The following is a 24,784-nucleotide window of genomic DNA, read 5'->3' on the forward strand; positions in this document are numbered from 1 at the left end:
TCTCTCCCTTATCCGCCGCGCTTCAGCGTCTCACGTGCGATGATCAGTTGCTGGATCTGGCTGGTGCCTTCGTAGATGCGGAACAGCCGCACGTCGCGGTACAGCCGCTCGACCCCGTAGTCGGCGATATAGCCGGCACCGCCCAGGATCTGCACCGCGCGATCCGCAACGCGGCCGACCATCTCGCTGGCGAAATATTTGGCGGCGGCGCTTTCCAGTATGACGTCGTCTCCCGCATCCTTCTTCACGGCGGTATCGAGCACCAGCGCGCGCGCGGCGAGTGCCTCCGTCTTCGAATCGGCGATCATCGCCTGGATCAATTGGTGCTCGGCGATCGGCTTGCCGAATTGTCGTCGCTCGGCGGCATAGGCGACCGCGTCGGCGATCAGCCGCTCGGCGACGCCGACGCACACCGCCGCGATGTGCAGTCGCCCGCGATCGAGCACACGCATCGCGATCCGGAAACCTTCACCCTCCGCGCCCAGCCGGTTGGCGGCGGGAACGGGCACGCCGTCGAACACGACGTCGGCGACCTTCGCGCCTTTCTGCCCCATCTTCTTCTCGGGCGGGCCGACCGACACGCCGGGCAGATCGCGCGGCACCAGGAACGCGGAGACGCCGCGCGCGCCGCTCTCCTCGCCGGTGCGCGCCATCACGGTGAACAGGTCCGCGCGGTCGGCATTGGTGATGTAGCGCTTGGTGCCTGACAGCCGATAAACGTCGCCGTCGCGCACTGCGCGGGTGGTGACGCTGCCCGAATCGCTTCCGACATCGGGTTCGGTCAGCGCGAAGCTGGTGATGATCTCGCCGCTGGCGATCCGCGGCAGCCACGCCGCCTTCTGCTCGGGCGTGCCGGCCATCACCAGTCCCTGGCTGCCGATCCCGACATTGGTGCCGAAGGCGGAGCGGAACGCCGGGGTAGTGCGCCCCAGTTCGATCGCGACCCGCGCCTCCTCGTCCATCGTCAGCCCAAGCCCGCCATGCTCCGGGTCGATCGACAGGCCGAACAGCCCCAGTTCCCGCATCTCGGCGACGATCGCGTCGGGCACCGCATCGTCGGCCTCGACCTGCGCTTCCATCGGCCGCAGCCGCTCGGCAACGAAGCGGCGAACGGTGGAGAGCAGGGCATCGAACGTGTCGGGATCGAGGGCCATGGACGACGATGCTTTCGCTGTGAGGGCACGGCAGGGGTTTAGGCGGTGGCAAGCGCGCCTACAACTGGCAAACGATACCCGACGTTCGAACTGCTGTCACACGAGTGAACGGCTCCACATACTGAAGCTCCTAAAACAGCGTGCGCAACCGTGCCGACTCGTGATCGCAACGCGCGTGAGCGCAATATTTACGGGTCGGTAAGACTCCAGGGCAGCATCGCTGCCGAGTTTTGCCGCAATCGTTCGGTTCGTCGTCAGTCATGTGCGGTTCATCTGAAAAGGTTCCCGCGGCGTTTGTTGTTTTAAAACTTCGCGGCTAGCCGAGGGTCATCAATTCTGTTGTTTGACCGGGGGGTCGCCCGTGAACGTCAAGGTGTTGGCAGCGCGTTTTGCGCTGGTGGTTTCGTGCGTCCTGATGACGACTGCGCCGGCGCAGGCGCGCTACCTGCAGTGTGCGCCCTTCGCGCGCGAGGTCTCTGGCATCGACATTCGCGGCAACGCCAACACCTGGTGGGGTCAGGCGGCGGGCCGCTACGATCGCGGCAGCGCGCCGCAGGTCGGCGCCGTGATGGCTTTCAAGTCGACCCGGGCGATGCCGGTCGGGCACGTCGCGATGGTCAGCCACATCGTCAGCGACCGTGAAGTCCTCCTCACCCACGCGAACTGGTCGCATCGCGGCGGGATCGAGCGCGACGTGCGTGCCGTGGATGTCTCCGCTGCCGGCGACTGGAGCGAAGTGCGCGTGTGGTTCGCGGGTGTCGCCGATCTCGGCACCCGCAGCTACCCGCTTGCCGGTTTCATCTATTCGGGCAAGGCGCCGGCAACCGTCGAGCCAGCCGCGCCGCTCGCCCCTCTGACCATCGCCACCACCGCGACCGCACCTATCGCGGGCGTGCTGCCGATCGCAGCCGACTGAAGCGCGATCAGGCCGGGCGGAACGTCATCGCGACGCCGTTCATACAATAACGCTTCCCGGTCGGCTTCGGACCATCGTCGAAGACATGGCCGAGATGTCCGCCGCAGCGGCTGCAATGCGCCTCGGTGCGCACCATCCCCAACGTGGAATCCTGCCGATAGCCGATCGCGCGTGGCAGCGCGGCGTAGAAACTCGGCCAGCCGGTGCCGCTCTCGAACTTTGTCCGCGACGAGAACGCCGGTTGCGCGCAACCCTTGCACGCGAAGGTGCCGGCGCGATGCTCGTCGTTAAGCGGGCTGCTGAACGGCCGTTCGGTCCCTTCATGGCGCAGCACGTCATAGGCGTTCGAGCCAAGCTGCGCCTTCCACTGCGCGTCGCTCTTTGCGACGGGGAAATGTTCCGCGGCCTCCGCCTGCCGCGACCCGCAGGCCAGCAGGGTCGAGGTCAGCAACCCGCCGCCCGCGACGGCGAGGAAGCGGCGGCGATCGAAGGATGGCGTGCTCATGGGGCTCATATAAGAAGCCTTTCGCGGCCCGCCAGGCGGGGGGCAGGGCGCTGTGCGCGGCCGCGCGACCATGCTACGGCGCCGCCATGTCCAATCAAGGCTCGCCCGAAGAAGTGATCCGGCTGATGGCGCAGCGCGCCCGTGCCGCTGCGCGCACGCTTGCCTCGGCCAGCGATGCGGCGAAGGCCGCCGCGCTGCACCGTGCCGCCGGATCGCTGCGCGACGCCGCCCCGCAAATCCTCGCCGCGAATGCCGCCGACCTGACGCGCGGCCGTGACAATGGCCTTTCCGGCGCGATGCTCGATCGGCTCCGCCTAGACGATACGCGATTGGCCGGCATGGCGGACGCGATCGCCGCTGTCGCGGACCTCGCCGACCCGGTGGGGCAAGTCATCGACGCCAGCACGCGTCCCAACGGTCTTGCGCTCACCCGGGTGCGCGTGCCGATCGGCGTGATCGGCATCATCTACGAAAGTCGGCCCAACGTCACCGCCGACGCTGCGGCGCTGTGCGTCCGGTCCGGTAACGCCGTGATCCTGCGTGGTGGATCGGAGGCGGTGGAGAGCAACCGCGCCATCCACGCCGCGCTGGTGGCAGGGCTCGTCGCAGGCGGGCTGCCCGCCGACGCGGTGCAACTGGTGCCGACGACCGACCGGGCTGCGGTCGGCGCGATGCTGGCGGCGGCGGGCGCGATCGACCTCATCATCCCGCGCGGCGGCCGGAGCCTGGTCGAGCGCGTGCAGGCCGACGCGCGCGTTTCGGTGCTCGCACATCTCGACGGCATTAACCACGTCTATGTCGATCGTTCCGCCGTACCCGACATGGCGACCGCGATTGTCGTCGACGCCAAACTGCGCCGCACCGGTGTCTGCGGCGCGATGGAGACGCTGCTGATCGATCGCGACTGGCCGCATGCCGCGACGTTGATCGCGGCGCTGATCGACGCCGGCTGCTCCGTCCGCGGCGACCACGCCGCACTTGCCCTCGCGCCGGGGATCGCCGCAGCCGACGACGCGGATTGGGACACCGAATATCTCGACGCGATCGCCGCCGTCGCCGTGGTCGACGGCGTCGACGGTGCGCTGGCGCATATCGCCGCGCACGCATCGCATCATACCGACGCGATCGTCGCCTCCGATACTGTCGTCGCCGAGCGGTTCTTGCGCGAGGTCGACTCGGCGATCGTACTGTGGAACGCCTCCACGCAATTCGCCGATGGTGGCGAGTTCGGACTGGGCGCGGAGATCGGCATCGCCACGGGCCGACTTCACGCGCGCGGGCCGGTCGCGTTGGAGGGGCTGACGACCTACAAATGGCTGGGGCGTGGCAGCGGTCAGGTTCGCGGTTGAGGACGCGCCGCATCGGCTTGATGGGCGGGTCGTTCAATCCCGCGCATCGTGGCCACCGCCATGTCACGCTGGAGGCGATCCGCGCGCTGGCGCTGGACGAGATGTGGTGGCTGGTGTCGCCCGGCAATCCGTTGAAGCCCCGCGCCGGCATGGCGCCGTTCGCCGCGCGGCTCGCGTCCGCACGCGCGATGGCGAGGCGCGCGCCGATCCGCGTCACCGATCTGGAGGCGCGCTGGCGCACCCGCTACACGATTGACACCGTGCGCGAGGTGGTGCGCCGGTATCCGCGCCACCGCTTCGTCTGGATCATGGGCGCGGACAATCTCGCGCAATTTCATGAATGGGATCAATGGCGTGCCATCGCCCGTACGATCCCGATTGCGGTGTTGACCCGGCCGGGCTATGACGACGATGCTCTCGCGGCTCCCGCGATGGGCTGGCTGCGGCGCTATCGGCGGCCCGCGCGCCAGGCGACGAACTGGGCCGAATGGAGTGTGCCAGCCCTGGTGCTGCTGCGTTTCCGCCCCGACCGGACATCCGCGACGCAATTGCGCGCCGTCGATCCCGACTGGCACGTTCGTTTTGCCAACCCCTTCGCCTTGCCGTCAACCCCCGCCGCGCCCGTGCGGCAACCCCAGGAGTAACCTTGCCCGCCACCGAACCCGCCCGCCGCTCGTCCGATCCGACGGATGTAGAGGCGCTGCATCGTCTGGTCCTGCAATCGCTGGACGACGATCAGGCAGTGGACACGATCTCGATCCCGCTTGCCGGCAAGTCGTCGATCGCAGATTACATGGTAATCGCGAGTGGTCGATCGACGCGGCAGGTCGCGTCGATGGCGCAGAAGCTGGCCGAGCGGATCAAGGCCGAAACCGGCCGCCCGTCGCGGATCGAGGGCTTGCCCAGCGCCGACTGGGTGCTGATCGACGGCGGCGACGTGATCGTGCACCTGTTCCGTCCCGAGGTCCGCAGCTTCTACAATCTGGAGCGGATGTGGTCATTCGGCGATGCACCGGCGGCACCCACCCCGCCGAACTGACCGGATCAACCGATCGCGCGGCTGTTGAGCTGGCGCGCAGCGACGCGAGTGGCCCGATCGCCGCCGGGTTGCCGCGCATGATACATCGACATGACGATATGTCACGTTAGGGTGGCGCCATGTTGCTCCACATCGTCGCGCGTGGCCGGATCGGGCGCTCTCCCGAGGCGGAGCTGGTCGAGCGCTACCTGAAGCGGATCGCCTGGCCGACCCGCGTCAGCGAATTGCCCGACCGCGGCGGTCGCGAGCCCGAGCGCCCGGCACAGGGGCGACGCATCCTGCTCGACGAGAAGGGCGAGATACTGGGTTCCGCGACCTTCGCCGAACGGCTCGGGCGCTGGCGCGACGATGGCGTGCGCGAGGCGCGGTTCCTGATCGGCGCGGCGGATGGTTTTTCAGACCCCGACCGGGCGGAAGCCGACCTGCTGCTGTCGTTCGGCCGCGCGACCTGGCCGCACCTGCTGGCGCGAGCGTTGCTTGCGGAGCAACTGTTCCGTGCGACCAGCATTCTCGCCAACCACCCCTATCATCGCGAGGGGTGATGCGGCGCACGTCGCTCACTGCAATGGGCGCGGCGCTGGCGCTCGGCGGCAGCGCGCTGGCAGCGCCCGCCACGCCCGACACCGTTGCCGCGACGCAGGCGAATCGGCACGCCGCGCAGCTTGAGCGGCGCGCCGACAGCACTGCCGACCCGGCGAGGCGCGCGCGGCTCCGCGAGGCGGCGGTCGCCGCCCGGGTCACCGCTGCCGAGGCCGACATCGCGGTCCTGCGCGCACGCGCCGCCATCATCGGCGAGCGTCTTGCCGCGCAACGACGCGCGTTGGCCGCGCGCGAGGTGCCGGTCGCACGCTTGCTTGCGGCGCTGACCGCGCTTGCGCGTCGCCCGACCGTCGTGGCGATCGCACAGCCCGGCAGCGTCGCCGATCTGGTCCACGTTCGCGCGGTGCTCGACGCCACGCTCCCGACGTTGCGTGCGCGCTCCGCCGACCTGCGTCGGGAGGTCATGCGTGGCCGGATGATGCAGGCCGGGGCGGCGGCGGCCGAGCAACGGCTCCGCGCCGGCCGGGCGCGGCTGGTCGAGGCGCGCGAGCAACTTGCGGCGGTCACCGACGGCGACGACGATCGCGCGCTGGCGATGGAGGAGGCGGTGCGCGACACCGCCGAGCGGCTGGCGACGATCGGCAGCGAGCAGGCGGTGCTCGCCGACGTCCTCGCGCTCCCGCTCTCCACTGCGCGCGCCGTCGCACCGCCCCCGGCGGCCACGGCGTACCGTTTGCCGGTGCCGGGCCGGCTTGTCACCGGCATGGGCGAGGTCTCGGGCAACGGCGTCCGCGCGCGCGGGTTGACGCTCGCGACCACCGCCGCCGCGCCGGTCGCCGCCCCCGCCGCCGGGCGGATCCGCTACGCTGGCCCGTTCCGCAGCTTTGGACGGATCGTGATCATCGATCACGGGGCGGGTTGGACGACGCTCGTCACCGGACTCGGCGTCGTCACCGCGCGTGCTGGTATGTTCGTGACTGCCGGCGCCCCGCTGGGTACCGCACCGGCAATAGAGGGCGCGCGCGTCACCGTGGAGCTGCGCCGTCGCGGTCGCCCGGTCGATATCGCGCAACTCGCTGGATAACCGCGAGCATCGCTCAGCCACCGTTCAGCCGCACGGGCGCTTTGATCGGCCCGGCGTTTCCGCTACACCGCGGGATCGACCCTACGCAGGAGCAGTTTCGCCCGTCATGAAGTCAAAGCTGCTCCCGGCCGTCGCGCTGGTCACCGCCGTCGCCACCGTGCCGGTCGCCACCGGGGCGATGGCCGCATCGGACACCGCCACCTATCGCCAGCTCGACCAGTTCCTGGACGTCTACAATCGCGTAAAGGCCGATTACGTCGACAAGGTTACCGACGACCAGCTCATCAAGGGTGCCATCGACGGGATGCTGGCGGCACTGGATCCGCACAGCAGCTATGTCGACGCTTCGGACTTCGATAACCTGCGCATCCAGACCGAGGGCAATTACGGCGGCCTCGGCCTGACGGTCTCGATGGAAGACGGCGCGGTCAAGGTCATCGCGCCACAGGAGGATACGCCCGCCGGGCGCGCCGGGATCAAGTCCGGCGACTTCATCACCCATATCGATGGCAAGCTGATCTACGGCGGCACGCTGGACGAGGCGACCGCGCAGATGCGCGGCAAGCCCGGCACCAAGGTGACGCTGACGCTGATCCGCCCCGGTCGGGACAAGCCGATCATCGTCACCTTGCAACGCGAGGTGATCGTCCAGCGCCCGGTGAAGTGGGAAGTGAAGGGCGATGTCGGCTACATCAACATCAACACCTTCTCCGAACAGACCGGCGCCGACACGCGCGCGGCGATCATGGCCATCGACAAGTCGCTCGGGCATCGTCCGCTCGGCTATGTCGTCGACCTGCGTGAGAACGGCGGCGGGCTACTGACGCAGGCGATCGAAGTGTCGGACGCCTTCCTCGACCGCGGCGAGATCGTCAGCCAGCGCGGGCGCGAGAAGGACGATATCGAACGCTACTTCGCGCGTCCGGGTGACGATGCGCACGGCCTGCCGGTGATCGTACTTACCGATTCGGGCACCGCTTCGGCCAGCGAGATCGTCGCTGGCGCCTTGCAGGATCATCACCGCGCTCTCGTCATGGGCGAGCGGTCGTTCGGCAAGGGATCGGTGCAGACACTCCTGCAACTCGGGCCGCGCACGGCACTCCGGCTCACCACCGCGCGCTACTTCACGCCGTCGGGGCGCAGCGTACAAGAGGGCGGGATCGAGCCCGACATCAAGGTGCCGCAGCTCTCCGATCCTGACTACAAATCGCGACCGGTGTTCCGGGAAGCCGATCTGCGCCGCCACCTGATCAACGAGATCAAGTCGCCGGACAACGCGGTTCTGGAAGAGGATGTGAAGGACGATCCGCGCTTCGCCACCACGCCGGAATCGTTGAAGAAGCAGGGGATCGAGGATTTCCAGCTCTGGTACGCGCTGAAGACGATTGCACGGATCGGTGGCGCGCAGCAGGTCGCGGCGGTCACGCAGGCGATGACGATCAAGCCGACCGCGGCAGTCGCGCCGACCACGCCGAAGCCGGCCGGGAAGTGACCGCATGACCGCCCGCCTTCCCGCCGGCTTGCGCAACGCGCGCCTGCTCGCGTTGCTGATCCCGGCCGCGCTGCTCGGTGGCGCCTGGGCATTTCAGCTGATCGGCGGGCTCTATCCGTGCGAGATGTGCCATTGGCAGCGCTGGCCGCATTACGGCGCGCTGGCGTTCGCCGTGCTGGCTTTCGTGACCAGCGGGCCGCGCGGCAAGGCGACGCTGATCGCCGGCGGCGCGGCGCTGATCGCGGTGTCGGGGCTGATCGGGATCTTCCACGCCGGCGTCGAATACCACTGGTGGCAGGGCATCACCGCCTGCACGCAGACGACGAACCTGCACGGCCTGTCGACGGACCAGGCCTTGAAGGACCTGCTCGCTGCCCCCATCGTCCGGTGCGACGCGCCGCAATGGTCGCTGCTCGGCGTTTCGCTGGCAGGCTGGAACGCGCTGGTTTCGCTGGTCGGCGCGGTGCTGATCGCGATGCAATTGAGGAAGCGTGGATGACCTGGAAGCCCGGAGACCGGCCCGCCGCGGCGCGATCGATGATCCGCGTGGATCAGGCCGGCGAGTTCGGCGCGACCCGCATCTACGAAGGTCAGCTGGCGATCATGGGGCAACGCTCCGCGATGGCGCGTAAAATCTCCGCGATGGCATTGCAGGAAGAGCGACACCGCGCCTTTTTCGACCGGATGATCGTCGAGCGCGGCGTCCGCCCGACCTTGTTCCAGCCGTTCTGGGACGTCGCCGGCTTTGCGCTGGGCGCGGTCACCGCCGCGATCGGTCCGGAGGCAGCGATGGCGTGCACTGCGGCGGTCGAGACCGAGATCGACAAGCATTACGAGGAGCAGCTCGTCGCGCTTGGGGATAGCGATCCAGAACTGTCGGAGGCGATCCGCGAGTTCCAGGCCGAAGAGCTCGAGCATCGCGACACGGCGCTCGCCAACGGCGCGGAGGATGCGCCGGCCTATCCGTTGATGTCGGCGGTGATCCGGCTCGGCTGCCGCGTCGCAATCGCGACCGCAAAGCGTATCTGAATCAAGAAGGTCAGCCCGATGCGTCGTCTTCCCCTCGTCCTGCTGACACTGTGCGCCGCCCCCGCGCTGGCGCAGAGCGGCCCGCCTGCCAGCACGACGCGCGTACCCAGGACGACCGCGGCCGAGGGCGTTTCGCGCAGCGCGCCCGTCAACGGCGTACTCGTGCTCTACGGCAACGAACGCTGCCCCACCAATACCGATGGGGCGGAGGTCGTGGTGTGCACGCGCCGTCCCGCCGAGGAGCAGTTCCGCATCCCCAAGGAGTTGCGCAATTTCGAGGTGACGCCTGAGAACCAGGCGTGGGCCGCGCGCGCGCAGGCCAACAACGATGTCGGCGCCGTCGGGGTCGGCAGCTGCTCGACGGTCGGCGCAGCCAGCGCGACCGGTTGCATCACCCAGAACGCCAACCGGTGGAAGCAGGAGCGCCGTGCCGCCGCCAAGCGCGACACGCCGGAGCTGCCGTAGCGCTCGGAACCGAGCGCCACGGACCGTTGCTGACCCGATCCTTACGAGATGCCGCAGAGGTTGCCCGCGGATAAGATCGGCGGCAACGGCGGGTAGGGGACTAGGCCTTCGCCTTCATCCCCTTGACGCGGTGCCAGATATAGAAGGCGATCGCTGCGACCAGCACCACCCCGATGACCGCATCGGCGCGGTGGAAGAACGCCTTAAGCCGCGGATCGCTGTTCCATTTGTCGCCCAGCGTCATGCCGACCCACGTGAGCAGCAGGCAGAACGGCCACGATCCGATGAACGTATATACGTGAAACGGGATCAGCTTCATCCGCGCCACGCCCGCCGGAAAGGCGATGAAGGTCCGGATCACCGGCAGCATCCGCCCGATCAGGATCGCCCACGTGCCCCAGCGATTGAAGAAGCGATCGGCCAGATCCAGCTCGCCCGGCCCGATCAGCACGTAGCGGCCAAACTTCTCTGCCATCGGCCGCCCGCCGCGCCGCCCGATCTCATAGGCGACGATCGAGCCGAGATTGCACCCCAATGCACCCGCGGTCGCCGCCCACCACAGGTTCAGCTCGCCGGTCGACACCAGATAGCCCGCGAACGGCATGATGATCTCGGACGGCAGCGGGATGCACGCGCTCTCGATCGCCATCAATAGCGCGATACCCCAGTAACCGCCGGCGGAGATGACGGCGATGGCGAAGCCCGCGAGGGCGGCAAGGATCTTTTCGACCATGCTCCGCGCTTGCGGCACTGCGGCACGAAAGGAAAGCGCGAAAGCGGGAACCGTTGTCGTACAGCAACGGTTCGTCGCACATGACAGACCTGACCCTGAACGATGGACGCCGGATGCCGCAACTCGGCCTCGGCACCTATCAGATCCCCGACGCGCATGTTCCTTCCGTCGTTCGCGCCGGGCTCGACCTCGGCTTTCGGCTGGTCGACACCGCCGCGCTCTATCATAACGAGCGCGGTGTCGGGGAAGGTCTGGGCAGCGACGAGGTGTGGGTGACGACCAAGCTGTGGCACGATCAGCACGGCGACGCCGCCGCGGCTCTCGACGCCAGCCTTGCGCTGCTCGGGCGCGAACACGTTGATCTGTACCTGATCCACTGGCCGCATCCGTCGGGTGGAAAGTATGTCGATGCGTGGCGTTCGCTGGTGGAATTGCGCGAGCAGGGACTGGCGCGCTCGATCGGCGTATCGAACTTCCTGCCCGAGCATCTCGACGTGATCGTCGATACCACGGGTGTCACGCCCGCGGTCAACCAGATCGAGCTGCACCCGACCTTCCAGCAGCGCGACGTGCAGGCCGCCAATGCCGCCCGCGGCATCGTCACGCAGAGCTGGAGCCCACTGGGGCAGGGCGCCACGCTGAAGGACGAGCGCATCGTCGCCATCGCCGCCGCGGCCGGTGCAACTCCGGCGCAGGTGATCATCGCCTGGCATCTGGCGAAAGGCTTTTCGGTAATCCCGAAAGCCGGCGACCTCGATCACCTCGCAAGCAATTGGCAGGCGCAGGACGTGCGGCTTACCGCGGAGCAGATCGCGCAGATCGACGCGATGGACGATCCTGATGGCCGTATGGGTCCCGATCCGCTGGAGGTGTGACGAAGCGCGGGTTCGCGGCAACGCAGGGCGGCGACCGGCGACGGTTGTAAAAGCCGCCGCCCTCCACATGACGGGGCGCCCGTCGGGGGTATCCGCACTTGTAAATCCGGTAGTCTTCATTGCCGCGTAGACTACAATCATGCCGCTGCGTCGGGTCTGGTCGGCAGGCGCACCACGCAGCGACCTCGTCAACACGCTGCTACGACTTCACCCCCGGCTCAGCATCAACTCTGGTCGCGCTTCATTCCGCGCAAGCCAGCAGCGGGTAACCGGGTCAAGGCGCGGGCGGCTCTCGAAGAGCCACGCCGATTACCCCAGCGCCGCATGCGCGAGCCGCAAGTCCTCCACGAACCGCCCGAACTCCGCTTCGCGCGCGCTTTCATCCGGCAATCGCAACAGATGGCTTGGATGCACCGTGATCCAGGCCGCGCCGCCGTCGGGCAGCCGCTGCTCGCGCCCGCGTTCGCGCCCGATCGTCATGACCTTGCCGAACAGACTGCGCGCCGCTGTCGCGCCCAGCGCGACCGTCACTTTCGGCTGCAACAGCATCTGCTCCTGCTCGATCCACCACCGGCACGCTTCGATCTCGCCGGCATCGGGCTTGGCATGAATGCGACGCTTGCCGCGCGGTTCGAATTTGAAGTGCTTCACCGCGTTCGTGACGTAAGTCTCCGCGCGCGTGATCCCCGCCGCGGCCAGTGCGCGATCGAACATCTGCCCCGCCGGTCCGACGAACGGATGCCCCGCCAGATCCTCCTGGTCCCCGGGCTGCTCGCCGACGAACATCATCGGCGCCGACACCGGACCCTCGCCGAACACCGTCTGCGTCGCGTGCTTGTGCAGGTGGCAGCGCGTGCATGCGAGCGCCTCCTCGCGCAGCGCCTCCCACGCACCCTGCACGTTACTGCCGATCTCGGTGCGGTCGCGCGCGCGTTCGATCATCCCACTCTCCCGTGCCTGCGCGCTGGCGAGCAACTGCGGCACCAGCGCCGTCTCCGGCATGTTCTTCCAATACTTTCGCGGCATCTCTTTCAGCATCGCCTTAACCTTGACGCGTGCCGGGTTGAAAATGCTCGAATAGTAGGTCTTCCACACCTCTTCGATCGGGTCGCCTCCCGGCGCATCGCCGCGCGCTGCGCCCGGCCCCTCGTGCAGCGCCGCTCCATCCCAATGCACCGACACCTCCGGGGTCAGGATCGACCAGCGCATGCTCGCGAAGCGGTTGACGAAGAATGCAGCATTGGCGCGCACGATATGATGTTCGGGCTCGAACCACGCGACGTAGCGCTCGCCCGCGCCCACTCCATCGGCAACGCTGCGAAAGCGCAGGAACGCGCGCATCTTGTGGATGTCGCGACGTACCGCCTTCGCCAACCCCTCCAGCCGCCGGACGAGGGGATCGGCATGATCTTCGACCAGCCGCGGTGTTTCTCGCAGTCGCCACAGCAACGCGTAGAGCAAGGCAAAGCGCTCCGGATCCTGATGCAGCACCGCATCACCGGCAAGCGCGATGAACCCGCGCGAGACCCGCAGCGGCGAGGCGGCAGCCGGCGGGGCCGACACCGCCTCCGCCGTCGCCGCGAACAGATCCGACGCCGCCGCGCCGACTTGCCACACGACGCGGTCGGGCGGCACGTCATCGGCGATCAGCGCTCGCGCCGCCTCACGCCACGCATCCATGTCGTCGGGGGCGGGAAGGGTGACGGCGCGCATCTGGACGGGTTACTCGCGCTCGTCGCCACCCGGCGGATTGTCGCGCGCCAGCTCCAGCTCGGCGGGCTTGCGCTCTTCATAGGTCGCGGCAAGCCGCTCCTCGGTCGCGTCGTCGAGCTTCTCCTCGGCGGCAGGGAACATCTCTTCCTCCTCCTCGTCGATGTGGTGCTCGTAGCGATGGCGCATGTGCTGGAACTTCGCCTCCCACGCGTCCGTCCCGAACTCCATGTCGAGCAGTTCGCCGAGCAGGTCGTCGACTTCCTTGTGCTCCGCTACCGAATGCCGCGCCTCGTCACGCAGGTCGGGCTTGCCGAGCATGGTGGCGTAGAGCGACTCTTCCTCGGCCGCGGCGTGGCTCTGCACCTCCAGCCGGAACGCGTCGAACAGCTCGCGGCGTGCGTCGACGGCACCGTCCAGCTCACCCAGCTGCTTGAGCATCCCGCGCTGCTTGTCGTGATCGCGCTTCAGATCGGCGTAGATGTCCGCATGTGCCATGATCGTCTCCTTCGTGGCGCCAGCGCACGAAGCGGTCCGCTCGTTTCACCCGCGATTCATTCTCACGCGCCGAACAATTCCAGCTGCTGGCGCGCAGGCCGCGGCGCGACCAGCGGTTTCAGCTCGGCCTGGTCTGCCAGTACCACCGGTCGCCAGTCCTCCGCGATGATGAACGGCCGGATGCGCGCGATCGACACCGTCAACCGCGCGACATCGTCGAGCCGCAACCGCCGCCAGCGCCGCGCCGCTAGGATGCTCTTGACCGCCTTGGTGCCCAGTCCCGGCACACGCCACAGCATCTCTCGCGACGCCCGGTTTACGTCGACCGGGAAGTGCTCACGAAACTTCAACGCCCACGCCAGCTTGGGATCGATATCCAGCGGCAGCATTCCCGTTGCCGTATCGGTCGCCGCCACCACTTCGCCTGGTTGAAAGCCGTAGAAACGCATCAGCCAGTCCGACTGATACAGTCGATGCTCGCGCATCAACGGCGGACGTTGCAGCGGCAGGACGCTCGATGCATCGGGGATCGGGCTGAACGCCGAGTAATAGACGCGCCGCAAACCGAAGCGATCGTAGAGCGTCGACGCCTTGGTCACGATGTCGCCGTCGGTCGCGGCATCCGCGCCGACGATCATCTGCGTCGATTGCTCCGCGGGTGCGAAGCGTGGCGCGGACTTGTAGCGGGTGCGTGCATCGGCCGTATCGTCGATAGCAGTGCGCATCTCGCCCATCGCGCCCTCGATCCGCGCTTCGCTCTTCTCGGGCGCCAGCCGCTTCAACCCGCCGACCGTCGGCAGCTCGACGTTGATCGAGACGCGGTCGGCATAAAGCCCGGCCTGGTGCACCAGCTCCGGATCGGCATCGGGAATGGTCTTGAGATGGATATAGCCACGGAAGTTGTGATCCTCGCGCAACGATCGCGCGACCTCGACCAGCTGCTCCATCGTGTAATTGGAGGATTTGATGATCCCCGACGACAGGAACAGCCCCTCGATATAATTGCGCCGATAGAAAGCGATCGTGAGGTTTACGACCTCCTGTGCCGTGAAGCGCGCGCGCCGCACGTTCGAGCTCTTGCGGTTGATGCAATAATGGCAGTCGAAGATGCAGCTGTTCGTCAACAGGATCTTCAACAACGAAATGCAGCGGCCATCGGGCGCATAGGCGTGGCAAATGCCCATCCCTTCCGTCGATCCCAGCCCCTTGCCGTCCGCCGAGTTACGCTTCGTGGTGCCCGACGACGCGCAGGACGCATCGTATTTCGCGGCGTCGGCGAGGATCTCCAGCTTCTGTTGTACATCGAGCTGGGCCATCTGTTCCATCTATGTTCGAACTGGCGGCTTGTCGAGAGCGTATCGCTTTGCCAAAGATCAACACCGTGCAAAGGACCATCGATCGGCTTGGCCCCAGCGGCCCGTATCTCGCGCTTGCACTAACGTGCCTGATCGGCTGGGGGTTCAAGGCGCATTGCGGTGCGGGCTGGACGGGCGCCGAACAATATACCACGGGCTGCTACAGCGACGCCGTGCCGTTCTGGGGATTGCGTGGGCTGGCGGCAGGGCAGGTGCCGTACTTCCAGGCGCGGATGGAATATCCGGTGCTGACCGGCGCGCTGATCTGGTTCGAGGCGCTGGTCGCACGCGTGATCGGTGGGCGCGGCGCGGATGCCGCGGACTTCCTGAACGCCGTGACGCTGGGCAACGCAATCCTCGCCTTCGTCGTGCTGGAGTTTTTTCGCAACGCCGGTATCGGCCTGCGTCGTCAATATGGCTGGGCACTCGCGCCGCCTCTGGTGCTGTATCTCGGGCACAATTGGGATCTGCTGGCGGTGACGTTCGCGATTGCCGCGCTGCTCGCGGCGTGGCGCGCAGAGTCGGTAAAGGCGACTGGGCTGGCGGCGCTCGGCGGCGCGGCGAAGCTGTTCCCGATACTGATGCTTCCGCTGCTCGGGCTCGGTGCGTTAACGCACGCGGGGCGCTCGTGGCCGAAACGCATCGCCGGCGCGGCGCTGCTGGTTGCAGTCGCGGTCGGAGCGTGGGGCGCGGTGAACCTGCCGGTCGCCGCGCTCGCCTTCGAGAACTGGCGCGAGTTCTACGCCTTCTCCGGCGAGCGCGCCGGCACCGCCGCCAGCATCTGGGAATTGCTGGCGCAGTTCGGCTGGTGGGCGACCGATATACCGACCCGCAACTTCTGGTCGTTCGTGCTCTTCGCGGGCGGCGCGGCGACGATCGTCGCGGTCGGCTGGCGGCGGCACGGTGCGCGGCCGTGGTTGCTGTTCATGCCGGTGCTCGCGTGGTTCCTGCTGACGAACAAGGTGTATTCTCCGCAGTTCGATCTGTGGCTGTGGCCGATGATCGTGCTGACGGGCACGCGCGTGCGTGCGATGGCGCTGTTCCTGCTCGGTGACATCGCCGCCTATTTCGCCGAATTCTGGATGTTCGCCGGAATGGAGAATGCATGGCCCTCTGCGACGCAGCCCGACATCCTTGCCGCTGCGATCGTGCGCGGTGCCGCGATGCTGTGGCTGATCCACGGCGCGGTGCGCGATCCAGCCCCGGCGTGGGTCACTCGGCCGCGAGCAGCTCCGCAGCCTGAAGATCGACCGATACCAGACGGCTGACGCCTTTCTCGACCATCGTCACCCCGAACAGGCGGTGCATGCGGCTCATCGTCACCGCATTGTGCGTGACGATCAGGTAGCGCGTGTCGGTCTCGCGGGTCATCCGGTCGAGCAGGTCGCAGAACCGCTCGATATTGGCATCGTCCAGCGGCGCGTCGACTTCGTCCAACACGCAGATCGGCGCGGGATTGGTCAGGAATAGCCCGAAGATCAACGCGATCGCGGTCAACGCCTGCTCGCCGCCGGACAAAAGGGTCAGCGATTGCAGCCGCTTGCCCGGTGGCTGCGCCATGATCTCCAGCCCGGCCTCCAGCGGATCATCCGAATCGATCAGCGCCAGGTGCGCCTGTCCGCCGTCGAACAGCGTCGTGAACAGCCGCCGGAAATGTCCGTCGACCGCCTCGAACGCCGCCAGCAGGCGTTGCCGCCCCTCGCGATTGAGCGTCCCGATCGATCCGCGCAGCCGGTTTACGGCCTGGCCCAGCTCGTCGCGCTCGGCCGCGGTCGCAGTGCCGGCGCTCTCCAGCTCGGCCAATTCGCGCTCGGCGACCAAATTGACCGGACCCAGCCGCTCGCGGTCCATCATCAGCCGCTCATGCGCTGCCGATTCGTCGGCCGGCGTCGCGACGGCCGCGCTCTCGAACCCGACCTTCGCCGGCAGCAGCGGGGCCGGACATTCGAACCTCTCCCCGGACACGCGCCCCATCTCGACCCGCCGCAGTTCGTGACCTTCGGCGCGCGCCGCCGCCCCGGCACGCGCCTCGCGCGCGCTCGCCAGCGCCTCGCCGGCGCGCGCCAGCGCTGCGTCGGCGGCACGCAGCGCGAGGTCCGCCTCGCGCTCCGCCGCTTGCGTCGCTTCGGCCGCCGCGCCTGCCGCGTGGTGCCGCGCTGCCAGCGCATCGATCTCCGCCGTCAGCGCCGCCGGCCGCTCGCCCAGTGTCGCGAGTTCGCCGTCGAGCGTCGCGGCTCGCGCGTCCATGTCCGCGATCCGCCGTGCCGCCTCGCCCGCGCGGGTCCGCCAGCCGTCCGCCTCCGCCGCAGCACCAAGCCGGCGTGCGCGCGCGTCGGACAGCGTCCGCTCCTGCGTGCTGCGGTCGGCGCGCGCCAGCGCGACATGCGCGCGCGCCGCCTCCGCTTCGCCGCGCAGCCGCGCCGTCGCGCCCGCCGCCGTCGCTCCGTCGGGCAGCGCCGTCAGCGCGTCCGCCGCGCGTTCCTGCTCGGCCAGCGCGGCCGCAGCCTCGCCCGTCACCCGTGCCGCACGCGCCGCGAGGTCGGTGCGCTGCCCGGCAAGCCGCTCGATCAGCGCCACGGCGCGATCCTCATCGCGCTGGGCATCGCGCGCGTCGCGCTCCGCCTGCGTCAGCAGCGCCCGCGCCGATTGGGCCGCCGCCCGTGCCCGCGCGATCCGCTCGTCCAGCCTTGCGCGCCGCGCCACGGCGGCATCGACTGTTGCCAGCGCCGCCGGCCGCTCCGCCTCCAGCGCCGCCAGCCGGTTGAGCCGCTGCAAGCGCTCCGCCGCCGCGACCCCGCCGGTGTCGCTGAAATAACCGTCCCAGCGCCGCACCCGGCCGTCGCGGGTCACCAGCCGCTGCCCGGCCTGCAGCACCTGTCCGGCATCCGCCTCCACCACGAACACCTGCGACAGCCGCCGCCCCAACGCCGGCGGCGCCGTAACCCGTGCGGCAAGCGGCAGGGTGCCAACCGGGGGAGCCGGGTCCGCTGGATCGACGTCGGCGCCGGTCCACTCGGCCAGCGCCGTTTCCAGCTCGTCGCCCATTGCCGCCGCCAACGCGCGCTCGAACCCCGGCTCGGCGCGCACCGCATCCAGCAAGCGGTCGCCCTCGCGCGCCGTCGCGAGCGTCAACGCGGTGACCTCGCCGTCCAGTGCGGCCAGCGCAGCCAACGCCGCCGCACGCGCCGCCTCGGCGGGGTCACGCTCCTCGCGCGCCTCCGCCTCGCTCGTCTCGCCCCAGTTCAGCGCCGCCTGCGCCTTGCCAGCCTGCGCCTGTGCCGCGGCGATCGCCGTTTGCGCCAGGCCGCGCTGCGCCTCCAGCACCGCCGGGTCGTCGAGCGCCTCGATCGCCGTCGCCAACTGGATCGCCTCATGCCGCGCGCGTTCGTGCCGCGCCGCCGCCGCAGCGTGCGCGGCCGTCGCGACGCGCCGCTCTGCCGCTTCCGCCGCCTCGGCAGACATCGCCTGCGCCAGCGCGACCTCGACATCGCGCGCGCGCCGCTCCGCTTCCGCCAGCGTTGTATCCAGAGCCGGCAGCGCCGCCGTGCCTTCCGCGACGCGCCGGTCGAGTTCCTCGGCCTCCGCCGCCAGTCGCGCCAGCGCCGCCGCCGCGTCATGCGCCAGCGCATCCTCACGCGCGCGATCCTCGTCGATCCGCGCACGCGCCTCCTGCATCTCGCCGAGCCGCCGCTCGACCCCGTGGCGCTGCTCGTGCGCACGCGTCAACCGGTGCGCGACCTCACCCGCCGCATCGCGTGCCGCCAGCGCCGCATCGCGCGCCGCGACATGCCGGGCGGCCTCCGCATGCTGCGCCTCCTGCGCCGCCGCGCTCGCCGCTGTCGCGAGCGCGGCCGCCGCCTCCGCCGCTTCGGCCTCGCCCTTCGCCGCGGTTGCCGCCGCCGCCGCATCGCGCCACCGCGCGAAGATCATTCGCCCCTCGGCGACCCGGATCTGCTCGGAAAACAGGCGATAACGCTCCGCCGCGCGCGCCTGCCGCCGCAGCGCCGCGACCCGCGTCGATTGATCCGCCAGCAGCTCGTCAAGCCGCGCCAGATTGGCTTCGGTCGCCCGCAGCCGCGTCTCGGCATCCTTGCGCCGTACGTGCAGCCCGGCGATCCCTGCCGCTTCCTCCAGCATCGCCCGGCGCTCGGCAGGGCGCGCGGCGATCACCGCACCGATCCGGTTCTGGCTGACCAGGGCGGGGGAATGCGCGCCGGTCGCGGCATCGGCGAACAGGAGCTGCACGTCCTTGGCGCGCACATCGCGGCCATCGATGCGATACGCCGAGCCCGCGCCGCGCTCGATCCGCCGTACGACCTCGCTCTCCTCGGGGCCGTCCGGCCCGTCGCGCTCGGCGAGCAGCGCCACCTCGGCGAAGTCGCGCGGCGGACGTGTCGCGGTGCCCGCGAAGATCACGTCCTCCATCCCGGCGCCGCGCATCGACCGCGCGCTGTTCTCGCCCATCGTCCAGCGCAGCGCTTCGAGGAGGTTCGATTTGCCGCAGCCGTTGGGGCCGACGACGCCGGTCAGTCCGGGTTCGATCCGCAGGTCGGCGGGATCGACGAAGCTCTTGAACCCGGACAGGCGCAGGCGTTTTATCCGCATGGCGTCGTCCGGCTCACGACGGCAGCGCCATCGCACGCAGGCGGTGGGGGCAGGCGCGCATCGCCCCGCCCCCGCTCAGGCGTCCGTGGCGAGGGACGCCCGCCCGCATCACGCGCCCGCGTTCTTCAGCGCACCCTCGACCTGCGCCCACGTCACGCCGTCCACTTTCGCGCCGTTCAGGATGAAGGTCGGCGTGCCGGTGACGCCATTCTTGTCGCTGCCGTCCTGCATCAACTTGGTCAACGCATCGATCGCCTTGGCATCCGTCAGGCACGCGCGCGCCTGCGCCTCGGGGACGCCGCGCTGCTGGATGAACTCGAGGAAGCCCATCTTCTCGGCCCATGCGGTCGCGACCTGGGCCGGCGCGGCATTCTGGGTCTGCTGCAGGAACGCCTGATCCTGCGCAATCTTCATCTGCGTATCCAGGAACTTGGGCTGGTCGATATACATCTGCTCCAGGATCGGGAAGAACGGCTGCGGCCCCGCGCAACGCCCCAGCAACGCCGCGGCGAGATCGGGCGGGCCGTGGACCAGGAAGTCGCGGAACTCGTACGACACCTTGCCGCTCTTGACGTAATTCTCCTCCAGCGGACGCATGCCGGTCTGGCCGAACGCGCCGCATGTCGGGCACGTCCGAGATCCGTATTCGACCAGCTTCAGCGTCGCGTCGGGATTGCCCATCACGTAGCCGCCGGCCGGCGTGACCGACACCACCTGCGTCCAGTCCTGCCCGGCCGGTGCCGCCACCGCCTTCACCGATCCGGCCGGCGCGGTCGGCGTGCTGCTGTTGCCGTCGCCCGCACCGCTGCCGCAGCCGGCGAGCAGCGCCAGCGTCGCGGCGAGGGGGATTGCCATACGCTTCATCCGTGTCACTCCGTCGCTCATTTCGCACCGGCCGCGCGCAATTGCGGCTGCAACTCCGCCCAGCCGACATTCTGGATCAGCCGCCCGTTGATCTCGAAGGCGGGCGTGCCCTGTACCTTGCTGGTCGCTTCCGACACCGCGATCGTCCGCTTCACGGCGGCATCGTTGGCGAAGCACGCTGCGATCGCGGCGGCCGGAGCCCCGGCCTCGCGCGCGATCGCCGGCAACCCGGCGCCCTCGGCGACCGCGGAAAGCTGTGCCAGCTGCGGCCAACTCTTCACGCGCTCGCGATTGCCCTCGGCCCATGCGGCGGCGCGCTCATACCATTGTTCCTGCCGCGCGAAGAACGCGGCATGCACCTTGGGGAAGGCCGCGGCGCCGGCGCAGCGCGCCAGCGTCGCCGCCGCCAGGTCGATCCCGTCATGCACCTGATTGCGGATCTCGACGCTGGTCGATCCCGAACGGACCATCGCGTCCAGCGTCGCGTCTGCTTCCTTCTCGAAATGCGCGCAATGCGGGCACGTGTAGCTGACGTACTCCACCAGCTTCACCCGCGCCTTGGGATTGCCGATCAGGTAGCTGCCGGAGGCGACGGGCGTGGCGACCGCGGTCCACGGACGCGGTGCGGTCGCCGCGACCAGCGCGACGGCGGAGAGCAGGGGGAGCAGGAAGCGCGTCATCGGACCTTCGGCAGCACGGGGCGGGGGGCGGCGACGCCGGAGGCGAGCGCCTCCAGCACGGCCTTCAACTCGGGATCGGCGATGGTGCGCAGGCTCTGCCCCATCTCCGCAGGGGCGGGCACCAGCGACGGCGGCGCGCGGCGCTCCGGCCGTCGCGTCACCTCGCCCTGCCGGATCGCGACGCGCACCACCGCGGCGTAGCCGAAGAAGCGGTTCACGCGCTCGATGATCTCGGCGCTCAGGTGGCTCATCATCGGGGCATGTGCACCGCGCACGGTCAGCGTCAGGACGCCGTCCTGTTTCTTGCCCATCGGAAAACGGATCGATTCGGGGGTGCTGGCCGATGCGAGTCGCTCGCCGACGATCTCCGGCCAGCGCGTCACGATTGCCGATTGTACGAAGCCGAAACGGCGGAACGCCGCGCCGCCGACGCTCGGCAGCAGTTCGGCGACCTGCCGCGAACGGTTGTGGCGCGGGGATTCGGAAGGTGGATCGCCGGCGCGCTTGCTCATTCCACTGCCCATGCCATAGCCGGGGCATGGACGCCAAGCACCGGATCGACATCGCGACGCCGTTGCTGGACTGGTATGACCATCATCGCCGCGACTTGCCGTGGCGCGCGCCGCCCGGCGAGCTGCCCGATCCGTACCGCGTCTGGCTCAGCGAAGTGATGCTCCAGCAGACGACCGTCGCCACCGTCCGCCCGCGTTTTACGGAATGGACGCGCCGCTGGCCGACATTCGCGGATCTCGCCGCCGCCGACGAGGGCGATGTGATGGCCGCCTGGGCGGGCCTCGGTTATTATGCCCGGGCGCGCAATCTGCTCGCCGCCGCACGCACGATCGCCGTGGATCATGCCGGGGAGTTGCCCGATACCGAGTCGGCGCTTCGGGCGCTGCCCGGCTTTGGTGATTATACCGCCGCCGCCGTGGCCGCGATCGCCTTCGGGCGCCGCGCGGTGGTGGTGGATGCCAATGTCGAGCGTGTCGTCGCGCGGCTGTTCGCGATCGGCGTGTCGCTCCCCGCCGCACGCAAGCCGATCCGCGCCGCCGCCGCTTCGATCACGCCCGATGCGCGCGCCGGCGATTTCGCGCAGGCGGTGATGGACCTCGGCTCGGCGATCTGCACGCCGCGCCGTCCGCGCTGTCTGCTGTGCCCGCTGCAGCATGCCTGCGCCGCGCAGGCCGCCGGCCTGGCAGAGGCGTTTCCGGTCAAGAAGCCGAAGGCCGCCCGGCCGCACCGCCACGGCACGATCTTCTGGTTGCAACGCGGCGACGCGGTGCTGCTGGTTCGCCGTCCGGACAAGGGGCTGCTCGGTGGGATGCGGGCGTTCCCGACCGGGGCGTGGACCGACACGCCGCCACTGCTCGCGGATGCGCCCGCCATTGCCGATTGGCGTATGCTGGACGAGCAGGTTGTGCACGGCTTCACGCATTTCACGATCGACCTGGCCGTCGCGGTGGCGCACACAGCGGCCGCGAGCAACGCGGGCGAATGGTGGCCGGTGGCGCGGCTGGACGAGGCCGGTTTGCCGACGGTGTTCGCGAAGGCGGCGGATGTGGTGAGGAGATGCGCATGACGACGAAGCGATGGACGACGGCGACGCTGACGGTCGCGCTGCTGGCGACCGCGGGTGCCCCGGCGCAGCAAGCCGCTCCGCGACCGCAACCCGCCCCCGCGCGCAGCGCCGACGCCGCCCCCACGCGCAGCCCCGACGCCGCCTCTGCCGCGGCGCTGCTGCCGCAGACGCAGGCGCTTTATGACGGGTATGTCCGTGCGAAGAAGATGCCGGGCATCGTCGGCGCGTTCGGGCTGGGCGAGCTGCCGACGGTCTTCGTCGCCGCGGGCGACATCTCGCTTGATCCGGGCGCTGCTGCGGCCGGCCCCGATTCGCTGTGGCGCGTCTACTCGATGACCAAGCCGGTCACCGGGATGGCGGCGATGCTGCTGGTCGAGGACGGCAAGCTCTCGCTCGACGATCCGCTCTCGAAATTCTTTCCGGCGTTCGCGAAGATGCGCGTGCTGACCAGCCCGGACACCTCGCTGGACACGCGCCCCGCGACGAAGCCGATCACGATCCGTGAGCTGATGACCCATACGTCCGGGCTCGGCTACCAGATCAACGCCAAAGGGCCGCTGCTCAAGGAATATGAGCGGCTCGGCCTCGTTCCGTTCACTGCCAACGCGCAGACCGAGGCGCAGGCGCGGCGAACCCGCCCGGCCTCGCTCATCGCCTTCGCCGAACGTGCCGCGCAGGCGCCGCTGGTCGCCGAGCCGGGGACGACCTGGCACTACTCGATGGGCCTCGACGTGCTCGCCGCGGTGGTCGAGAAAGTGAGCGGGATGCTGTTCGAGCGCTTCGTGCAGACGCGGCTGTTCGCGCCGCTCCGGATGACGTCGTCGTTCTGGCAGGTCCCGCGCGCAAACATCGGGCGCTTTGCGAGCAACTATGTCTTCGTGGAGGACACACTTTCGCCGCTCGATCCCGCCGCTCGGTCGCCGTGGCTGGAGGCGCCCAGCTTCCCGTATGGCGGCGCCGGGCTGGTCAGCAGCGCGCGCGATTACGACCGCTTTCTCCACATGCTCCAGAACTACGGCACGCTCGACGGTGTCCGGGTGATGAAGGACGCGACGGCCCGACTGGCGATGTCGAATTTGATGCCGTCCGGCGTCACCTTCGACAACGACGGGCAGCAACGCGGCTTCGGCGCTGGCGGCGTCGTCTACCTGACCGACGATCCCGCCGGCGCCAGCAAGGGCAGCTATGGCTGGGCCGGCGCGGCGGGAACGCTCGCGATCGTCGACCCGGCGAAGCGGTTCCGCAGCACGATCATGGTGAACTACTTCCCGGCCGAGAAGTGGCCGCTTGGCAAGGAAACTTTCGGCGCAATCCGGCGTGATGCGGCGCGGCTGCACGGCGGGCGCTGGTGAGGCACAGGGCGAGAGCAAGCGTGAGGGCAGGGAAGTGATCGAGACCGGCTTCACGGGCGGCACGCTCGACCGCGCCGACGCGCTGCGCCACGATGCACCCGCCGTCGCGGCGCTGCTCGCCGATCCCACATCGCGGCTGTTGCTGCTGCGCGATTTCGAGCCGGTCGTCACCGATGACGGCCGGCTCGCCTGGGGTTCGGTCGCCGACGCGCCCGCCGGCGCCACCTTCGTGCTGCTCGGGTTGGGTGAGGGCCGCGCACATTTCGCCGCGATCGTACCCGGCGAAGCTCCGCCACCGCCGTACCGCTCGCCCTCGCTCTTCGCGCTCCTCGATCGCTTGCGCGGCGGAGAGGCCGCCACCTTCGCGGCGGCGCGCGCGTTGATCGATTGGCACGCGCGCCATCCGTTCTGCGCGCGCTGCGGCCACGGCACAACGCCGTTCCGCGCCGGCTGGGGCCGCGCCTGCCCGAACTGCAAGGCCGAGCACTTCCCGCGGGTCGATCCGGTCGTCATCATGATCGCCGAGCATGACGGCCGCGCACTGGTCGGGCGGCAGCCGTCGTGGCCGGCGGGCCGCTATTCTGCGCTGGCCGGGTTCCTCGAACCCGGCGAGTCGATCGAGGAAGCCGTCGCGCGCGAGATCGGCGAGGAGGCTGGCGTGCCGGTGACGGACGTGCGCTACGTCGCCAGCCAGCCGTGGCCGTTTCCGTCGCAACTGATGATCGCGTGTATCGCGCGCGCCGAGCACGACACGATCACGCTCGACACCAATGAGCTGGAACATGCGATGTGGGTCACCCGCGACGAAGCCCGCGCGGCGCTGGCGGGCGAGCCGGGCGCGTTCGGCGCCCCACCGCCCTACGCGATCGCGCACGCCTTGCTGAAGGCATGGGTGGAGGGCGGGGCGTAGGTCGGTCTGCGTTGTGCCAGCCGGTTGGGTTGGTCCTGCACGTCCTGTAT

25 protein-coding genes are annotated in these 24,784 nt (G+C 69.3%); 15 read left to right on the forward strand and 10 right to left on the reverse strand.

Going from position 1 to position 24,784, the window contains the following annotated elements:
* Positions 1-8: 8 nt before the first annotated feature.
* Positions 9-1,154, reverse strand: a complete 1,146-nt coding sequence (locus SPHPHY_RS0108020; protein ID WP_022686166.1) for an acyl-CoA dehydrogenase family protein — start codon at positions 1,152-1,154, stop codon at positions 9-11.
* Positions 1,155-1,515: 361 nt separating this feature from the next.
* Here SPHPHY_RS0108020 and SPHPHY_RS0108025 point away from each other — a divergent pair, with 361 nt between their 5' ends.
* Positions 1,516-2,070, forward strand: a complete 555-nt coding sequence (locus SPHPHY_RS0108025; RefSeq protein WP_022686167.1) for a CHAP domain-containing protein — start codon at positions 1,516-1,518, stop codon at positions 2,068-2,070.
* 7 nt (positions 2,071-2,077) lie between these two features.
* Here the strand turns inward: SPHPHY_RS0108025 and msrB are convergent, their stop codons facing one another.
* Positions 2,078-2,575, reverse strand: coding sequence for a peptide-methionine (R)-S-oxide reductase MsrB (gene msrB, locus SPHPHY_RS0108030; protein WP_022686168.1), 498 nt, complete (start codon positions 2,573-2,575; stop codon positions 2,078-2,080).
* Between the two features lie 86 nt (positions 2,576-2,661).
* Here msrB and SPHPHY_RS0108035 point away from each other — a divergent pair, with 86 nt between their 5' ends.
* The 9 genes from SPHPHY_RS0108035 (at position 2,662) to SPHPHY_RS0108080 (ending at position 9,573) form a co-directional block, all read left to right on the forward strand.
* Positions 2,662-3,924 (forward strand): glutamate-5-semialdehyde dehydrogenase, encoded by a 1,263-nt coding sequence (locus tag SPHPHY_RS0108035; protein WP_022686169.1) that lies wholly within the window; start codon positions 2,662-2,664, stop codon positions 3,922-3,924.
* A complete protein-coding gene (locus SPHPHY_RS0108040) occupies positions 3,888-4,568 on the forward strand; it encodes a nicotinate-nucleotide adenylyltransferase (RefSeq protein ID WP_051148290.1) in 681 nt (226 codons plus the stop codon). Before SPHPHY_RS0108035 ends, SPHPHY_RS0108040 begins: the two co-directional genes overlap by 37 nt.
* 2 nt (positions 4,569-4,570) lie before the next feature.
* On the forward strand, positions 4,571-4,963 hold the full coding sequence (gene rsfS / locus SPHPHY_RS0108045; RefSeq protein WP_022686171.1) for a ribosome silencing factor: 393 nt from the start codon (positions 4,571-4,573) through the stop codon (positions 4,961-4,963).
* A gap of 119 nt (positions 4,964-5,082) precedes the next feature.
* Complete coding sequence (locus tag SPHPHY_RS0108055) at positions 5,083-5,505, forward strand: 23S rRNA (pseudouridine(1915)-N(3))-methyltransferase RlmH (RefSeq protein WP_022686172.1); 423 nt, start codon at positions 5,083-5,085, stop codon at positions 5,503-5,505.
* On the forward strand, positions 5,505-6,587 hold the full coding sequence (locus tag SPHPHY_RS0108060; RefSeq protein ID WP_028056638.1) for a murein hydrolase activator EnvC family protein: 1,083 nt from the start codon (positions 5,505-5,507) through the stop codon (positions 6,585-6,587). The genes SPHPHY_RS0108055 and SPHPHY_RS0108060 overlap by 1 nt, the downstream gene beginning before the upstream one ends.
* Before the next feature lie 106 nt (positions 6,588-6,693).
* Positions 6,694-8,079: a S41 family peptidase gene (locus SPHPHY_RS19735; protein ID WP_022686174.1), complete on the forward strand. Its 1,386-nt coding sequence runs from the start codon at positions 6,694-6,696 to the stop codon at positions 8,077-8,079.
* Between the two features lie 4 nt (positions 8,080-8,083).
* Positions 8,084-8,578: a disulfide bond formation protein B gene (locus tag SPHPHY_RS0108070; protein ID WP_028056639.1), complete on the forward strand. Its 495-nt coding sequence runs from the start codon at positions 8,084-8,086 to the stop codon at positions 8,576-8,578.
* A complete protein-coding gene (locus SPHPHY_RS0108075; RefSeq protein ID WP_022686176.1) occupies positions 8,575-9,108 on the forward strand; it encodes a demethoxyubiquinone hydroxylase family protein in 534 nt (177 codons plus the stop codon). Before SPHPHY_RS0108070 ends, SPHPHY_RS0108075 begins: the two co-directional genes overlap by 4 nt.
* 18 nt (positions 9,109-9,126) lie before the next feature.
* Positions 9,127-9,573, forward strand: coding sequence for a hypothetical protein (locus SPHPHY_RS0108080; RefSeq protein WP_022686177.1), 447 nt, complete (start codon positions 9,127-9,129; stop codon positions 9,571-9,573).
* Between the two features lie 100 nt (positions 9,574-9,673).
* Here SPHPHY_RS0108080 and SPHPHY_RS0108085 read toward each other — a convergent pair whose 3' ends face one another.
* Complete coding sequence (locus tag SPHPHY_RS0108085; RefSeq protein WP_022686178.1) at positions 9,674-10,306, reverse strand: DedA family protein; 633 nt, start codon at positions 10,304-10,306, stop codon at positions 9,674-9,676.
* Positions 10,307-10,386: 80 nt separating this feature from the next.
* Between SPHPHY_RS0108085 and SPHPHY_RS0108090 the strand changes: the two genes are divergently transcribed.
* Positions 10,387-11,181: an aldo/keto reductase gene (locus SPHPHY_RS0108090; RefSeq protein ID WP_022686179.1), complete on the forward strand. Its 795-nt coding sequence runs from the start codon at positions 10,387-10,389 to the stop codon at positions 11,179-11,181.
* 309 nt (positions 11,182-11,490) lie between these two features.
* On the opposite strand, the gene SPHPHY_RS0108095 is transcribed toward SPHPHY_RS0108090, so the two are convergent.
* The 3 genes from SPHPHY_RS0108095 to SPHPHY_RS0108105 form a co-directional block, all read right to left on the reverse strand.
* Positions 11,491-12,894 carry a UdgX family uracil-DNA binding protein gene (locus SPHPHY_RS0108095; protein ID WP_022686180.1) on the reverse strand — a complete coding sequence of 468 codons (1,404 nt, stop codon included), beginning with the start codon at positions 12,892-12,894 and terminating at the stop codon, positions 11,491-11,493.
* A gap of 9 nt (positions 12,895-12,903) precedes the next feature.
* Positions 12,904-13,389: a hemerythrin domain-containing protein gene (locus SPHPHY_RS0108100; RefSeq protein WP_022686181.1), complete on the reverse strand. Its 486-nt coding sequence runs from the start codon at positions 13,387-13,389 to the stop codon at positions 12,904-12,906.
* Positions 13,390-13,451: 62 nt separating this feature from the next.
* Positions 13,452-14,705, reverse strand: a complete 1,254-nt coding sequence (locus tag SPHPHY_RS0108105; protein ID WP_028056640.1) for a putative DNA modification/repair radical SAM protein — start codon at positions 14,703-14,705, stop codon at positions 13,452-13,454.
* A gap of 65 nt (positions 14,706-14,770) precedes the next feature.
* Between SPHPHY_RS0108105 and SPHPHY_RS0108110 the strand changes: the two genes are divergently transcribed.
* The gene (locus SPHPHY_RS0108110; RefSeq protein ID WP_028056641.1) at positions 14,771-16,012 is read left to right on the forward strand and encodes a hypothetical protein; all 1,242 of its coding nucleotides are present in this window, start codon (positions 14,771-14,773) and stop codon (positions 16,010-16,012) included.
* On the opposite strand, the gene SPHPHY_RS0108115 is transcribed toward SPHPHY_RS0108110, so the two are convergent.
* From SPHPHY_RS0108115 to SPHPHY_RS0108130, 4 genes are all read right to left on the reverse strand, one after another.
* Positions 15,957-19,349 (reverse strand): chromosome segregation SMC family protein, encoded by a 3,393-nt coding sequence (locus SPHPHY_RS0108115; RefSeq protein ID WP_022686184.1) that lies wholly within the window; start codon positions 19,347-19,349, stop codon positions 15,957-15,959. The genes SPHPHY_RS0108110 and SPHPHY_RS0108115 overlap by 56 nt on opposite strands.
* A 108-nt stretch (positions 19,350-19,457) precedes the next feature.
* Positions 19,458-20,213: a thioredoxin domain-containing protein gene (locus SPHPHY_RS0108120; RefSeq protein ID WP_028056642.1), complete on the reverse strand. Its 756-nt coding sequence runs from the start codon at positions 20,211-20,213 to the stop codon at positions 19,458-19,460.
* A 17-nt stretch (positions 20,214-20,230) separates the two neighbouring features.
* Positions 20,231-20,893, reverse strand: a complete 663-nt coding sequence (locus tag SPHPHY_RS0108125) for a thioredoxin domain-containing protein (RefSeq protein WP_022686186.1) — start codon at positions 20,891-20,893, stop codon at positions 20,231-20,233.
* Complete coding sequence (locus SPHPHY_RS0108130; protein WP_022686187.1) at positions 20,890-21,405, reverse strand: DUF721 domain-containing protein; 516 nt, start codon at positions 21,403-21,405, stop codon at positions 20,890-20,892. Before SPHPHY_RS0108130 ends, SPHPHY_RS0108125 begins: the two co-directional genes overlap by 4 nt.
* A gap of 26 nt (positions 21,406-21,431) precedes the next feature.
* Between SPHPHY_RS0108130 and SPHPHY_RS0108135 the strand changes: the two genes are divergently transcribed.
* The 3 genes from SPHPHY_RS0108135 to nudC are packed head-to-tail and all read left to right on the forward strand — an operon-like array spanning position 21,432 to position 24,734.
* Positions 21,432-22,472 (forward strand): A/G-specific adenine glycosylase, encoded by a 1,041-nt coding sequence (locus SPHPHY_RS0108135; RefSeq protein WP_022686188.1) that lies wholly within the window; start codon positions 21,432-21,434, stop codon positions 22,470-22,472.
* Positions 22,469-23,824, forward strand: coding sequence for a serine hydrolase domain-containing protein (locus tag SPHPHY_RS0108140; protein ID WP_043130823.1), 1,356 nt, complete (start codon positions 22,469-22,471; stop codon positions 23,822-23,824). Before SPHPHY_RS0108135 ends, SPHPHY_RS0108140 begins: the two co-directional genes overlap by 4 nt.
* Before the next feature lie 34 nt (positions 23,825-23,858).
* Complete coding sequence (gene nudC / locus SPHPHY_RS0108145; protein ID WP_028056645.1) at positions 23,859-24,734, forward strand: NAD(+) diphosphatase; 876 nt, start codon at positions 23,859-23,861, stop codon at positions 24,732-24,734.
* Positions 24,735-24,784 lie beyond the last annotated feature (50 nt).

Origin of the sequence: Sphingomonas phyllosphaerae 5.2, from assembly GCF_000419605.1 — a bacterium.
Lineage (GTDB): Bacteria > Pseudomonadota > Alphaproteobacteria > Sphingomonadales > Sphingomonadaceae > Sphingomonas > Sphingomonas phyllosphaerae_B.

Excerpts from the sequence above, each read along its gene's own strand:
- SPHPHY_RS0108070 (WP_028056639.1), top strand. The coding sequence starts at position 8,084 with ATGACCGCCCGCCTTCCCGCCGGCTTGCGCAACGCGCGCCTGCTCGCG.
- SPHPHY_RS0108090 (WP_022686179.1), top strand. The coding sequence starts at position 10,387 with ATGACAGACCTGACCCTGAACGATGGACGCCGGATGCCGCAACTCGGC.
- SPHPHY_RS0108095 (WP_022686180.1), bottom strand. The coding sequence starts at position 12,894 with ATGCGCGCCGTCACCCTTCCCGCCCCCGACGACATGGATGCGTGGCGT.
- SPHPHY_RS0108075 (WP_022686176.1), top strand. The coding sequence starts at position 8,575 with ATGACCTGGAAGCCCGGAGACCGGCCCGCCGCGGCGCGATCGATGATC.
- SPHPHY_RS0108120 (WP_028056642.1), bottom strand. The coding sequence starts at position 20,213 with ATGAAGCGTATGGCAATCCCCCTCGCCGCGACGCTGGCGCTGCTCGCC.
- SPHPHY_RS0108055 (WP_022686172.1), top strand. The coding sequence starts at position 5,083 with ATGTTGCTCCACATCGTCGCGCGTGGCCGGATCGGGCGCTCTCCCGAG.
- SPHPHY_RS0108125 (WP_022686186.1), bottom strand. The coding sequence starts at position 20,893 with ATGACGCGCTTCCTGCTCCCCCTGCTCTCCGCCGTCGCGCTGGTCGCG.
- SPHPHY_RS0108140 (WP_043130823.1), top strand. The coding sequence starts at position 22,469 with ATGACGACGAAGCGATGGACGACGGCGACGCTGACGGTCGCGCTGCTG.
- SPHPHY_RS19735 (WP_022686174.1), top strand. The coding sequence starts at position 6,694 with ATGAAGTCAAAGCTGCTCCCGGCCGTCGCGCTGGTCACCGCCGTCGCC.
- SPHPHY_RS0108020 (WP_022686166.1), bottom strand. The coding sequence starts at position 1,154 with ATGGCCCTCGATCCCGACACGTTCGATGCCCTGCTCTCCACCGTTCGC.
- SPHPHY_RS0108130 (WP_022686187.1), bottom strand. The coding sequence starts at position 21,405 with ATGAGCAAGCGCGCCGGCGATCCACCTTCCGAATCCCCGCGCCACAAC.
- SPHPHY_RS0108080 (WP_022686177.1), top strand. The coding sequence starts at position 9,127 with ATGCGTCGTCTTCCCCTCGTCCTGCTGACACTGTGCGCCGCCCCCGCG.
- SPHPHY_RS0108105 (WP_028056640.1), bottom strand. The coding sequence starts at position 14,705 with ATGGCCCAGCTCGATGTACAACAGAAGCTGGAGATCCTCGCCGACGCC.
- SPHPHY_RS0108040 (WP_051148290.1), top strand. The coding sequence starts at position 3,888 with ATGGCTGGGGCGTGGCAGCGGTCAGGTTCGCGGTTGAGGACGCGCCGC.
- msrB (WP_022686168.1), bottom strand. The coding sequence starts at position 2,575 with ATGAGCACGCCATCCTTCGATCGCCGCCGCTTCCTCGCCGTCGCGGGC.
- SPHPHY_RS0108085 (WP_022686178.1), bottom strand. The coding sequence starts at position 10,306 with ATGGTCGAAAAGATCCTTGCCGCCCTCGCGGGCTTCGCCATCGCCGTC.
- SPHPHY_RS0108115 (WP_022686184.1), bottom strand. The coding sequence starts at position 19,349 with ATGCGGATAAAACGCCTGCGCCTGTCCGGGTTCAAGAGCTTCGTCGAT.
- SPHPHY_RS0108100 (WP_022686181.1), bottom strand. The coding sequence starts at position 13,389 with ATGGCACATGCGGACATCTACGCCGATCTGAAGCGCGATCACGACAAG.
- SPHPHY_RS0108035 (WP_022686169.1), top strand. The coding sequence starts at position 2,662 with ATGTCCAATCAAGGCTCGCCCGAAGAAGTGATCCGGCTGATGGCGCAG.
- SPHPHY_RS0108135 (WP_022686188.1), top strand. The coding sequence starts at position 21,432 with ATGGACGCCAAGCACCGGATCGACATCGCGACGCCGTTGCTGGACTGG.
- SPHPHY_RS0108060 (WP_028056638.1), top strand. The coding sequence starts at position 5,505 with ATGCGGCGCACGTCGCTCACTGCAATGGGCGCGGCGCTGGCGCTCGGC.